General features: G+C 60.8%; 15 protein-coding genes. 7 read left to right on the forward strand and 8 right to left on the reverse strand.

Annotated elements, in window-relative coordinates; all coding sequences use genetic code 11:
- Positions 1-321: 321 nt before the first annotated feature.
- Complete coding sequence (locus V8P86_RS04475; protein WP_336326037.1) at positions 322-1,596, forward strand: adenosylhomocysteinase; 1,275 nt, start codon at positions 322-324, stop codon at positions 1,594-1,596.
- A gap of 59 nt (positions 1,597-1,655) precedes the next feature.
- Positions 1,656-1,895: a glutaredoxin family protein gene (locus V8P86_RS04480; RefSeq protein WP_336326038.1), complete on the forward strand. Its 240-nt coding sequence runs from the start codon at positions 1,656-1,658 to the stop codon at positions 1,893-1,895.
- Here the strand turns inward: V8P86_RS04480 and V8P86_RS04485 are convergent, their stop codons facing one another.
- Entirely contained in the window at positions 1,896-2,324 is a 429-nt protein-coding gene (locus tag V8P86_RS04485; protein WP_336326039.1) for a cupin domain-containing protein, read from the reverse strand. It abuts the gene before it with no gap.
- An 86-nt stretch (positions 2,325-2,410) separates the two neighbouring features.
- On the opposite strand from V8P86_RS04485, the gene V8P86_RS04490 reads away from it, so the two are divergent.
- Complete coding sequence (locus tag V8P86_RS04490) at positions 2,411-3,298, forward strand: hypothetical protein (RefSeq protein ID WP_336326040.1); 888 nt, start codon at positions 2,411-2,413, stop codon at positions 3,296-3,298.
- Position 3,299: 1 nt separating this feature from the next.
- On the opposite strand, the gene V8P86_RS04495 is transcribed toward V8P86_RS04490, so the two are convergent.
- The gene (locus V8P86_RS04495) at positions 3,300-5,432 is read right to left on the reverse strand and encodes a CDC48 family AAA ATPase (RefSeq protein ID WP_336326041.1); all 2,133 of its coding nucleotides are present in this window, start codon (positions 5,430-5,432) and stop codon (positions 3,300-3,302) included.
- A gap of 86 nt (positions 5,433-5,518) precedes the next feature.
- Between V8P86_RS04495 and V8P86_RS04500 the strand changes: the two genes are divergently transcribed.
- Positions 5,519-5,653, forward strand: coding sequence for a DUF7128 family protein (locus V8P86_RS04500; RefSeq protein ID WP_336326042.1), 135 nt, complete (start codon positions 5,519-5,521; stop codon positions 5,651-5,653).
- Here the strand turns inward: V8P86_RS04500 and V8P86_RS04505 are convergent, their stop codons facing one another.
- From V8P86_RS04505 to V8P86_RS04515, 3 genes are read right to left on the reverse strand one after another with little or no spacing between them, the layout of a single operon-like run.
- Complete coding sequence (locus V8P86_RS04505) at positions 5,654-6,079, reverse strand: DUF5796 family protein (RefSeq protein WP_336326043.1); 426 nt, start codon at positions 6,077-6,079, stop codon at positions 5,654-5,656.
- Between the two features lie 40 nt (positions 6,080-6,119).
- Positions 6,120-7,106 carry an arsenic resistance protein gene (locus tag V8P86_RS04510; protein WP_336326044.1) on the reverse strand — a complete coding sequence of 329 codons (987 nt, stop codon included), beginning with the start codon at positions 7,104-7,106 and terminating at the stop codon, positions 6,120-6,122.
- A 9-nt stretch (positions 7,107-7,115) separates the two neighbouring features.
- The gene (locus V8P86_RS04515) at positions 7,116-7,541 is read right to left on the reverse strand and encodes a hypothetical protein (protein WP_336326045.1); all 426 of its coding nucleotides are present in this window, start codon (positions 7,539-7,541) and stop codon (positions 7,116-7,118) included.
- A 211-nt stretch (positions 7,542-7,752) separates the two neighbouring features.
- Here V8P86_RS04515 and V8P86_RS04520 point away from each other — a divergent pair, with 211 nt between their 5' ends.
- Positions 7,753-8,604 (forward strand): shikimate kinase, encoded by an 852-nt coding sequence (locus tag V8P86_RS04520; protein ID WP_336326046.1) that lies wholly within the window; start codon positions 7,753-7,755, stop codon positions 8,602-8,604.
- Positions 8,597-8,908, forward strand: a complete 312-nt coding sequence (locus V8P86_RS04525) for a chorismate mutase (RefSeq protein ID WP_442909350.1) — start codon at positions 8,597-8,599, stop codon at positions 8,906-8,908. The genes V8P86_RS04520 and V8P86_RS04525 overlap by 8 nt, the downstream gene beginning before the upstream one ends.
- 48 nt (positions 8,909-8,956) lie before the next feature.
- On the opposite strand, the gene V8P86_RS04530 is transcribed toward V8P86_RS04525, so the two are convergent.
- The 3 genes from V8P86_RS04530 to V8P86_RS04540 all read right to left on the reverse strand — a co-directional run bounded on the left by V8P86_RS04530 (position 8,957) and on the right by V8P86_RS04540 (position 11,284).
- Positions 8,957-9,343, reverse strand: coding sequence for a PIN domain-containing protein (locus V8P86_RS04530; protein ID WP_336326047.1), 387 nt, complete (start codon positions 9,341-9,343; stop codon positions 8,957-8,959).
- A complete protein-coding gene (locus V8P86_RS04535; protein WP_336326048.1) occupies positions 9,340-9,585 on the reverse strand; it encodes an AbrB/MazE/SpoVT family DNA-binding domain-containing protein in 246 nt (81 codons plus the stop codon). The genes V8P86_RS04530 and V8P86_RS04535 overlap by 4 nt, the downstream gene beginning before the upstream one ends.
- Positions 9,586-9,889: 304 nt before the next feature.
- Positions 9,890-11,284 carry a PAS domain S-box protein gene (locus tag V8P86_RS04540; protein WP_336326049.1) on the reverse strand — a complete coding sequence of 465 codons (1,395 nt, stop codon included), beginning with the start codon at positions 11,282-11,284 and terminating at the stop codon, positions 9,890-9,892.
- Positions 11,285-11,500: 216 nt separating this feature from the next.
- Between V8P86_RS04540 and V8P86_RS04545 the strand changes: the two genes are divergently transcribed.
- On the forward strand, positions 11,501-12,172 hold the full coding sequence (locus V8P86_RS04545) for an HD domain-containing protein (protein WP_336326050.1): 672 nt from the start codon (positions 11,501-11,503) through the stop codon (positions 12,170-12,172).
- The last annotated feature ends 116 nt before the right edge of the window (positions 12,173-12,288 follow it).

Below are 12,288 nucleotides of genomic sequence, written 5' to 3' on the forward strand. Positions count from 1 at the left end.
TGAGTTGCCTGCACCGTCGTTTGGCGGAGGGATGCGACGCGTCTCACCCCGTGTACGCTGCCACCGTTCGACCGTGTCTCGATGCTCATACGTCAACAAAGACTGCGAATCGAAATAAATCGGCAATCCACGTTTCTCCCCCCGCAACAGAGCTTCGTGAGGCGAACCGTCCCCGACGAGCAGAACTGCACAGTTTCGACGGCAGAGCCACTGTGGACGCTGGAACGCAGTGGGCCACAACAGTCGGAAGATCCGCGGACCGGTTCGTTCCCATCGGCAGCCTTCGGTACAGTTATCCCATCTCTAGCCCACGTTCTGACCATGACAGCACCTATAAGCGAACAACTCCCGGCCGACGAACTCCGGGAGGAGGGACAGCGGAAGATGGAGTGGGCTCGCCAGCACATGCCGATTCTCGAATCGCTGCGCGAAGACTTCGAGGCCAACCAGCCTTTCGCGGGCGAGCGCATTGGGATGGCGATGCACGTCGAGGCAAAGACGGCCGTCCTCGCTGAGACGCTGGCCGCCGGCGGCGCGGAAGTCGCGATCACCGGCTGCAACCCCCTCTCGACGCACGACGACGTAAGTGTCGCACTCGATGCAATCGACGGCGTCACCTCCTACGCGAAACGCGGCGTCGACGACGACGAGTACTACGAAGCCATGGAAGCGGTCATCGGCCACGAGCCGACGATCACCGTCGACGATGGCGGCGATCTGGTCTTCGCGATCCACGAGGACTACCCGGAACTGATCGACACCATCCTCGGCGGCTGTGAGGAGACGACCACTGGCGTCCACCGCCTGCGTGCGATGGACGAAGACGGCGCCCTGGACTACCCGATGTTCGCGGTCAACGACACGCCGATGAAACGGCTGTTCGACAACATCCACGGCACGGGCGAATCCTCGTTGGCCTCGATTGCGATGACGACGAATCTCTCCTGGGCCGGCAAAGATGTCGTCGTCGCCGGCTTCGGCTACTGCGGCAAGGGCGTTGCGCGGAAGGCCTCCGGCCAGAATGCGAACGTCATCGTCACCGAAATCGAGCCACGGCGCGCACTCGAAGCCCACATGGAGGGCTTCGACGTGATGCCGATGGAAGAGGCCGCCGCCGAAGGCGACGTGTTCATCACGACGACGGGCAACCGCGATATCATCGTCGACGAGCACTTCGACAAGATGGACGACGGCGTCGTACTCACCAACGCCGGCCACTTCGACGTCGAAATCGATCTGAACGCGCTGGAGTCGAAAGCCGTCGACACCTACGAGGCCCGCGACGGAATGCAAGCCTACGAGATGGACGACGGCCGCCGGATTCACGTCCTCGCAGAAGGTCGACTGGTCAACCTCGCCGCGCCCGTCTCGATGGGTCACCCGGTCGAGGTGATGGACCAGAGCTTCGGTATTCAGGCAGTCTGTGCCCGTGAGGTCGTCGAGAACGGTGACGCGTACGAGGCCGGCGTCCACGAGGTGCCGGACGACCTCGACCGCGAAGTCGCGGAGATCAAACTCGCCGCCGAGGGCGTTGCTATCGACGACCTCACCGACGAGCAAGAAGAGTACATGAACAGCTGGCAGCACGGGACGTAAAACGAGCATCGTCCGCAGACTGCCGGGTATTTTAGTGGGTTCGGTGCGCAGGAAGAGATATGACACTCACGCTGTACCGGTTGGAAGGCTGTCCGTTCTGTGAACTGGTCGTCGACAAGCTAGACGACCTGGATCTGGAGTTCGAGAGCGTCTGGGTCGAGGGACTGCACTCCCGGCGAAACGAAGTGAAAGAAGTCTCCGGCCAGCGGGTCGTCCCGGTCCTGATCGACGAAGAGCACGGCGTCACGATGGCCGAATCCGACCGGATCAACGAGTATCTCGAAACGACGTACGCCTAATCAGTCTTCGAGCGCGTCGTCGATTTCTTCGTCGCTGAGGCTGTGCGGATCGAGTCCGGGGTCTTCGACGCTCGGCGCACCGATAGCCAGCACAGTCCCGCCGTCCTCGCTGGTGCAGCGGTGGCCGTGGCCGATCATCGGCGAGGCGGCCCACGCCGTCCCGGCGGATGCCTCGACGAACTCCGCATCACCGGAGCGGCCGAGTTTCAGCGAGAATTCTCCCTCCAGTATGTAGTAGATCTCTTCTTGCTCGGAATGGGCGTGGAACTGGATCTCTTCATCTTCCTCGAAATACCAGAGTTTCAGCGAAGCGTTCTCGATACCGAGGGCTTCGTCGAGCGCCCGGATGTCGAGATCCGGCGGTACCTCCTCGATCTGTGAGAGATCTGTGACCGGTACGTCCTCTGTGTCGGCAACGTTGTACTCCATACGGATTGGGCCACGATGGCCGGGGATAAATAGCTACGCGCTCCGAACAACGAAGCTTATGCCGCCTGACCCTCCGAGGAGCTAACATGAGCGAGAAACGTCCAGACTGGTCCCGACGGAAGCTGATACAGTACAGTGGTGTCGGCATCGGACTGGCGATCGCCGGTTGTAACAGCGCCGATAATTCGGACGACAATTCAGACGATGGAGACAGCGGGCTACCGGACGACCCCGCCGACGCGTTCGAACTCGCTGGAGACGGATCGGCCGGGTTCCGGGAGTGGCTCGGCCCGGAGTTCACCCTCGAATCCCGGACTGACGGCGAGCAACGGCAGTTGTTCCAGTTCGTCGACTACGGCGAGATTCCCGACGGTGAGATGGAACAACAGCGAAATCAGCGAGAAACCTTCGCCGAGCAGATCGGAATTTCCCCGGAGAGCATCGAGCGGGAACTGCTGTTGGGGCCGATCACCGACAATCTCCCGTACCGGACACTGTTCGGGACGTTCGACGCCGCGGCACTGATCGACAGCTTCGAGAGCAGCGGCTTCGAGCGGACGAGTGAACCGGGCGAGTTCGTCATCTTCGATGAGTCCTTCGCGATCAGTTCGGACACGATCATCGAACATCCCCAGAGTGCGACGCTCGTCGAGAATACGACCAACGGTCGACAGTCGTTCGAGGGAATCGACGAGGAGATGGAACTGCTCCTCGATCTCGTCCCCACTGGCCCACAGATAACGATCAACAGTCGGGGGGATCACGACGACATCGTGATGGACGGACTGACGATTTTCGAGTTGAACGGGCCGGTTGCAACCCACGGGATTCGGACGTTGATTTTCGAGGACGCATCGGCGGCGACCAGCGAACGGGTCCGAGAGATCGAGATCGACGGCTCAGCCAGAGACGAGGTCATCACTGAGGAGATTCAGGGTCGGGTCGCGATGATCGAATCGCGGCGATCGGAGTAGCTTACTGCTGGTCGTCGAGTAGCTGTTGGGCCTGCTCGAAGTGTGCCGCCTCGACAGTAATCGCGTTAGCGCGGTCGGCCGCCTCCGCAGGATCGATTTCGGTTGCAACTTCCCGAACGGCACGCATCGAGGCTTCGCGGACCAGCGATTCGAGTTCTGCCCCCGAGTAGCCGGCCGTCCGCTCTGCAAGACTCTCGATATCGACCTCCTCACCCAGCGGCGTCTCCGCGGTGTGTACGGCCAAAATCTCGGTACGGGCGGCCTGATCAGGGTTCGGCACCTCGATGTGCTGTTCGAGTCGACCGGGCCGCAGCAGTGCAGGGTCGAGGTTGTCGTAGCGGTTCGTCGCCGCGACGACGACCAGTTTCGGGTGTTCTGCGGCCCGGTCCATCTCCGTCAGAAGCTGCGAGACGACCCGCTCGGAGACTTCCGAGCCCTCGCCGCGACGGTTCGCAATCGCATCGATTTCGTCGAGGAAGATGATGGCGGGGGCAGTCTGTCTGGCCCGGTCGAACAGTTCACGGATCGTCTTCTCTGTCTCGCCGACGTACCGGTCGAGCAGTTCCGGCCCCGCAACGCGGATGAAGTTGACGCCGCTCTCGCCGGCAATCGCCTCCGCCAGCAGCGTCTTTCCGGTCCCCGGCGGGCCGTACAGCAACACGCCCGAGGGCGGATCGGTCGATGCCGCCTCGAACAGCGGCCCGTACGAGAGTGGCCACTCGACGGCTTCCCGGAGTCGGTCTTTCGTATCGCCGAGTCCGCCGACATCCGCAAAGGTCGTATCGGGCGATTCGGCGACGTACTCGGCCATCGCGGAGGGATCGACACCGGTGAGGGCTTCCTCGAAGTCACCGGCGGTGACGACCAGATCCTCGATGCTGGGATGGTCGCCGTCAGTCTCCTCGTGTTCGGTCCGGCGGAGCGCGATCATGCCGGCCTCGCGGGCGAGCGAGGCGATATCGGCACCGACGAAGCCGTGGGTTCGGTTCGCCAGCGTATCCAGATCCACGTCGTCGGCAAACGGCATGTTGCGGGTGTGTACGTCCAGAATCTCGCGGCGGCCCTCGACGCCGGGGACACCGATCTCGATCTCGCGGTCGAAGCGGCCGCCGCGTCGGAGCGCGGGATCGATGGCGTCGACGCGGTTGGTCGCGCCGATGACGACCACTTCCTCGTTCTGTTCGAGGCCGTCGAGCAGCGTGAGCAGTTGAGCCACGACGCGGTTTTCCATGTCGGCGTCCTCATCCCGAGAGCCCGCAATCGAGTCCACTTCGTCGAGGAAGAGAATGGCCGGCGAGTTCTCACGGGCACGCTCGAAGGCACCACGGAGCCGTTCCTCGGACTCGCCTTTGTACTTCGAGACGATTTCGGGGCCGTCGATGGTCTCGAAATAGGCGTCGACTTCGTTGGCGACGGCGCGAGCGATCAGCGTCTTGCCGGTGCCCGGCGGGCCGTACAACAGCACGCCTTTCGGTGGATCGATGCCGAGGCGGGTGAACAGTTCCGGCTCAGAGAGCGGGAGTTCGATCATCTCCCGGACCAGTTCGAGTTCCTCGTCGAGGCCGCCGATGTCCTCGTAGGTCGTCCCGGTTTCGGTGACTTCCTCAGATTCTTCGGTGTCGCTGGGCTCGGTTTCCTCCGGCGAGACGACATCGGGTTCGACCCGGATTCGGGTCGAGTCGACGATGCGGACCGACCCCGACGGCGTCGTCTCGGTGACGACGTAGGGGCCGTAGCCCTCGATTCGGACCTGTTTGCCGACCCTGACGAGTCGGTCGACCAGTCGCTGTCTGAGTCCTTCCGTCGCGGGTGCGTCGTCGGCGTGGTCGGTGGCTGGCTGGAGCGTGACCCGGCGGGCATCTTCAACCGAAGCCTTCCGAACGCGGACGGTGTCGCCGATGTTCACGTCGATGCTCGCCCGCGTGTCGCCGTCGACGCGGATGATTCTGCTCCCGTCGTCGCTGGGCCAGACCTTCGCGACGGTCATCTGATCGTCCTCGATGATCACTGGATCGCCGCTCAACACCCCGAGTTCGCGCTGAATGTCCGGCGAGAGCCGGGCAATTCCCCGGCCGGCGTCACGCTTGCGAGCACCCTCGACGCGGACCTCGACGACTCCGTCACCGGCTGTCATGACTCGGCGTAGGGCCGGCAGCAAGTTAAGCCCGTTCGACCGTTTCCGGAGTAACGACTATATCGGATCCTGACAGATTTTCGAATATGGTCTCGACAACCACGCGTGACGAGATGACGTGGTACGAGTGTGAGCACTGTGGCCTGCTGTTCGACGTAGAAGAAGACGCCCGGGAGCACGAACAGAACTGCGACGCCGAAGAGCCCTCTTATATTCAGTGATCACTCCGCTGGCAGGAGTTCGTAGGAGTGTTCGCTGAACTGGTCTTCCTCGAAGACGAAGACCCGGCCCGACACGTCCCCTTCGACGACGATGTCGCTCCGCAGGCCGCCACCCTGGACGGTCACACCCGGGAACAGCGTCGTCTCCTCACCCTCGTCCAGCAGCACACGACCGACGCCAGTATCCGCCAGAATCTCCGCATCAGTGCGGCGTTCGTTCACGTAGAGGAGCACACCACTCGTTTCGGATTCGTCGACGACGAGCACGTGGGTGTCCTTGCCCGGTGCCGTCTGGTGGGGCGATTCAATCTGCTCGGGGACGCCGCGGTAGAACGCCTCCCGTCCGTCGGTGTACTCGACGACGATACCGTCCTCGACGAGTTCGACCGACAGCGTATCTGGGGGGACCTCCTCGAAATCGTCCATACCCGAACTTCTCGGCCCGGCGCTAAAAACGACTGCCTTCTCACCGTGGCTCTGTCGCCTCGGTCGACCACCACTCCCGAGCACTGATCGCGGTGTGGACCTGCGCGACGAGCCCCAACAGTGGGAGTTCGAGCAGCGGTCCGATGACCAGCGCCAGCGGAATCAGCGGCTCCGTCGGGAAGGCCACGACAGCAATCGCGAGCGCCGTCGGCGAGTTCCGCGAGAGGATCGTATTGTTGAAACAGACCATCTCGGAGTAGGAAAAGGAGAGTACGCGCCCGACTCCGAAGCCAACGGCGAGGTTGATCCCGTAGAACGCGACCACGGGCAGCGCCATCAGCGCGAGCAGTCGCGGGTTGTCAAGGATCACCTCGCCTTGCGAAGCGAACATCGCACCGATTGCCAGACTCAGGAAGATGATCTGCAGCGGACTCAACCGCGGCAGGAACTCCCGAGCGTACCACTCCCGCCCAGCGGTTCGAGTCAGGAGCCGGCGCGCCACGATGCTCAGCACAATCGGAACCACCAACACGAGGACGACGCTTTCGAGCAACAGTTCCAGCGGGAGTTCGACGAGTCGACCGGCGAAGAGATACAGATAGACCGGGAGCAAAATTAGCTGGAGAACGAGATTGTACGGCAGAATCGAGGTCGCGAGCGGCACGTCTCCGTCGGCAATGTCCGTGAAAATGAGATACCAGTCCGTACAGGGAGTCACGAGCAGCATGAGCAGCCCAACCCACAGTGCGGGGTAATCTCGAAGAAAGACCGCCCCGAGCGCGACGGCAAGCAGCGGACTCCAGACGAAATTGACCAGCAGACTCGACCCGACGACCCGGCGATTGCCGAAAGCCTCTCGAACTCGCGAGAAGGAGACGCCGGCGAAGGCGGCGAACAGCATGACCATCAGGAAGGGGAGAATGAGCCGGTCGGCGACGGCCGGAATGCCACTTTGCTGGCCGAGTGCGAGGCCGCCGAGGATACCCGCGAGGACGAATCCGCTCTGGTATCGCTCGACGAAATCCATCTGCGGAGATTACTCCGTCGACGTGCCTGAATCCGGCGATTTCGTATCGGAGTCGTCCGCCGAGTTGCCTCCAGCTCCAGACCCCTCGGAGTCCTCGGCGCCGTCGCTGGCTGCAACTTCACCCGGGAAGATACTCCCGGAGATAAGCCGGAACAGCAATATCCCGGCCATTCCGCCGGCGAGAATCCAGAGCGTGCGGTACGCGGGATACCGCTGGATCAGACTCACCGCCAGTGCGCCGCCGCCGATGAGCGAGCCGACGACGGCGAAGAGAAACTGCTGTCTGCGGAGCGCGGCCGGCTGTGCCGTGTAGGAGTCCTCTGAGTCCGTGGTCTGCCGGCCAGAATCGTCAGCTCCATTCTGCTCACCGTCGCTGCTCTCGCCCTTCGTCGCTGGCTCGTCCGGCACTGAATCGTCTTCGGCCGTCGAATCCATGCGAGTGAGTTCAGTCCGCGAGCGAAAAACAGTTGGGACCGGTAGGGCAGTGGTGTTCGAGTCCGCGGAGGAGCCCCGGACAATCCACCGCAAGGCGGGACTGGAAGGGGCCGAGCGGGAGGGGGCTCCCGGAGTGGTATCAGTTTCTAACCAATCGTCTCGAAGCGCAATCACCACAAGTAAGTACTGTCGTGTGGGACAGTGAGACAGGATGGACGGGCAGGCAGCCGCGCCGGCCGCGGGAACGGTACTGAACGCACTCGCAACCGGGACCGGGTCGGCCTTCGCAATCGATGAGTACACCACCGCGACCGTCGAACTCACCGACAAAGACGGCGTGAGTGGCGAGATTAGCGGTGCCGAGGACGCTGACACCCGACTGATCGAACGCTGTGTCGAACTCGTAACCGACCGGTTCGGCGACGGCCAAGGCGGCCGCGTCGAAACCGAGAGCGAGGTCCCGATGGCCTCGGGATTGAAATCTTCCAGCGCGGCCGCGAACGCGACCGTCATGGCGACGCTCGACGCCCTCGACGCGACCGAGGAGATTAGTCGAGAGGACGCCGCCCGAATCGGCGTCACCGCGGCCAGGGATGTCGGCGTCACTGTCACGGGTGCGTTCGACGATGCGAGCGCGAGCATGCTCGGCGGCCTGACCGTCACGAACAACGACGAGGACGAACTCCTCGCGCGCGAGACCCCCGACTGGGACGTGCTCGTCTGGACACCGCCAGAACGAGCGTTCAGCGCCGACGCGGATGTCGAGCGCTGTCGGGCGGTTGCACCCATCGCCGAGGTTGTCGCCGGCCTCGCGCTGGACGGCCGGTACGGTCAGGCGATGACGATCAACGGACTGGCCTTCTGTGCGGCGCTTGGCTTCCCGACAGATCCGATGATGGAAGCGATGGCAACGGAGGGCGTCTCGCTGTCCGGAACCGGACCGAGTTTCGTCGCCGTGGGCACCGGGGAACAACTCGACCCCGTCCGCGAGCGCTGGGAGCAACGCGAGGGAACAGTCTGGCTGACACACACACAAACCGAGGGGACACTGACAGATGTCTGAACACAACGACGACGAGAGAGGAATCGACCCGCAAACGATGTCGCTCGACGAACTCCGGACGGAGATCCGCGGTATCGACCGCGAAATCGTCGAGTTAATCGCCCGACGGACCTACGTCGCCGATACGATCGCACAGGTCAAAGACGAGAAGGGACTCCCGACGACCGACGAAGAGCAGGAGCAACAGGTCATGGATCGAGCGGGCGAAAACGCCGAGCAGTTCGACGTAGACGCGAATCTCGTAAAGGCAATCTTCCGACTGCTGATCGAACTGAACAAGGTCGAACAGCGGGAGAATCGGTAGTTACCGTTCACATTTACCAGCGAGCCACGACGGAGTTTCAGTCCGCAGTTATTCCTCGTTGGCCGGTTCAAGTGGTACTCGTTGTACCTCGATCTCTTCGTAATCTTTCTCAGAAGAGAGGACGGCCATTCCTCGCGTTTCCGCAGTCGCTACGTGGAACGCGTCGAACGGCGTCATTCCCTCGTCGTAGTAGTTGACGGCTTTCAGAACGACCTGTTTCTCTTCTTCGTTTCGCACAGAGACGAGTTCGAGCAGGTTTGCCACCAGCGGAACGTAGTCGAACTCGTAGCGTTCCCGAGCGAGGAGGAGTTCGAGATACGAGAACGGTGACGTTTCGACATCGTATTCCACAAGTGCGTCTTCTGCGGGGCCCTGTAACCAATCAGTATCTTTGGCGAGTGCAAGCAGAAAGTCCGTCTCGACGTACACCGTCATCTATTCCCGCCGGCTTCCTCGGCCTCGTCTTTCGCCTCCGCCTCGATGTCCTCTTGGATCTCTTCGACGGATGCATCGTGAAGTTCGCCTGCTGCCTCGCGGACAGCGGCGAGTGGGTCATCCGCGACCGGAATCAGCTCGATTCTGTTTTCGTACATGACGATGTGATACTTCTGGCCGTACTTCTCGCGCACCTCCTTTGGGATGTACAGCCGTCCCTGTGCATCCGTCTCCGTTGACATAGATAAGGTTACGGTACCATAGATGAAGAATTTTACCATCACTGTGTGATTGATGGTTCCCACAAACCGTTTGAATAGTGTGTATGGTGGATTTTATCTATCTGAACAGGGTCGAACAGCGGGAGAATAGATAAGAGTCGAACACAGGCGGATGAGACATCTTTCGAGGTACAGTTTGGAGTTATTTCTGCGGGATGGGTCGCGTTCAGTCGGAGTAGAGAGTTCTTGCGCTGTCTCGGTCGCTACGCCCACTCAGTTACACAGACCATCACGAGTAGAGGTATGAATACACCGGGTGTATCGGTCAGTCAGCGAATTCGACGTCAGTGAACTCAAATCTGGCTCCCCCGTCAGTTCCGTCGACAACCTCGACTTGCCAGCCGTGGGCCTCGGCGATCCGTTTGACGATTGTCAGCCCAAATCCGGTCCCGCCACTTGCCGAGGTGTGGCCGGGTTCGAACACAGTCTCACGAGCGTCTGCAGGAATCCCCGGACCCGTATCTTCAATGTAAATCCCTCGGTCGTCGATTCGGCCGACGCGGACAGTTACGTCTGCCCCACCGTGTTCGAGTGCATTCCGGAACAGGTTCTCGAAGACGTGCTGAAGCCGACTCCGGTCGCCACGAATCGTCACTTCGTCTGCTATCTCGATTGTCGCCTCGTCTGTTCGGACATTTTTCCAGCATTTTCCGATCAAATTGACGACTGCTATCGATTCCGCGTCCGAAACAGCCTGCCCCTGTCGAGCGAGTGTGAGCGTGTCCGACACGATTTCTTCCATCCGGTCGAGTGACTCGATAATCGGCTGAAGATGCTCGCTTTCGCATTCGATAGCGAGTAGTTCTGCTCGGGCCTGGGCGACGTTGAGTGGATTCCGCAGGTCGTGCGACACCACGCTGGCGAACTCGTCGAGTTGTTCTTTCTGGTTCCGGAGTTGTCGTTCCCGTTTGACCCGCTCGGTGATGTTCCGTGTGATACCGATTATCTTCGTCACCTCGCCGTTCGTGATGACCGGTGTGAGAATCGTTTGCCAGAACCGCGCACCCGTCTCGACGGGGAGTTCTTCCTCGTACGAGATCGGTTCCCGGGCTTGGACACACCGATAGTAGTTTGCCTGGAGGTCTGCTCCGAGTTCCTCGCCAAACACGTCGATCGGTGTCTCTCCCCGAACTTCGTCGGTCGTGATCCCGGTTTGTTCCTCGTAGGCACGATTGAGGCGTTCGAATCGGAACACGTACTCTCCATCCGCCGACTCGACGTTTATGAAGAAGATACTGTCATCGACATTCTCGAGGAGTGTTTTGTACTCTTCGGCAAGGGCCTGATGTTGGTGTTCCCGTCGTTTTCGCTGAGAGATATCACGGCTATTCACGAGAATACCGTCGATGTCGGAATCGTCGAGGCGGTTTTGCAGCGTCGATTCGACCCAACGCCACGAGCCGTCAGCATGGCGAAACCGTGTCTCGATCACCCGAGAATTAGCAGTCTTCGTCTGGATAGCCTCGATGGCGTCAGCAACGGCGTCACGGTCGTCGGGATGTTGATACTCGTATCCGACCTCACCGACCAACTCCTCGGGGTCGTACCCAAGCGTGTACTCGACCGAGGGACTGACATACGTGATCGTCCCGTCCGAATCGATGATGGTAGCAATATCGAGAGATTCTTCGATGAGTTTCCGATACAACGGTTCTTGCATGTGTGAAGTAACCGGCCAACGAATAAATAAGACACCGAGTGAGGAGAACACTGGCCCCGCTGAATTGAGGCCTCGTGTAGCCACACTCGGAAGGGTCCTGACTAGCACATCGCAATAGAGTTCGCTCGATGCTGCGGAAATATTATTTATCGCCGTGGACGACCGTCCCACATCGATGTCGGAGAACAGAACGAGTGGTGAAAGCGAGCAACCGGCATGTTGTCGGACCCGGCGCCGACGAGAGGCGACCACCCCGGCGGCGCTCGACACCACGACGATCCGTTCCCCACCGTCGCAGCGAACGTGCGTGAACATCTCTCTGCGGACTCTTCTGGACACGACATGCATCACGTGTGGCGAGTCTTTCGACTCACACAGCAGTTTGCTGATGAGTTAGGGGCAGACAGCGAAGTGGTCGGCTGTGCGGCACTCGTCCACGATCTGCATCGGGTATTGGGTGACGGTACTGGCTGTGATCCAGAAGAAACGCTTCCGGTAGTAGAGGAGATGCTCGAGGAAACAGAGCTTGACGACGAACAGATCGCTGCAATCAAAGGTTGTATCGCAGTTCACGACGACCTCGCCTTTCGGGGAGAGGACCCCCAACCAGCGACGGTCGAGGCAAAGATACTGCGCGATGCCGACAATCTCGATGCGATGGGTGCCGTCGGTATCGCACGGACATTCGCATTCGGGGGCGTCCACGGAACACCTCTCTGGGATCCTGCCGGAAAAGATTATTCGCAGATCTATCATTTCGAGGATAAACTTCTCCGCTTGCGGGACGAACTCCATACCGATCCAGCACAGCAGTTAGCTGAGGAACGATACGCGTTCCTCGAGACGTTCTTCGAGCGATTTCTGGCGGAGTGGCACGGTGAGGCGTAGCAAGTCGGTGCGAACTCGCTGTACTGGGTTCCCGTCTTGGAGCCCCCTACGCCTGAAGCGATCCCATGCAGTTGTTATGTGGCCACCCGATTGGGTGATTCTCTGAACGTGGACGA

Source organism: Halovenus anhuiensis, from assembly GCF_037080055.1.
Classification (GTDB): Archaea; Halobacteriota; Halobacteria; order Halobacteriales; family Haloarculaceae; genus Halovenus.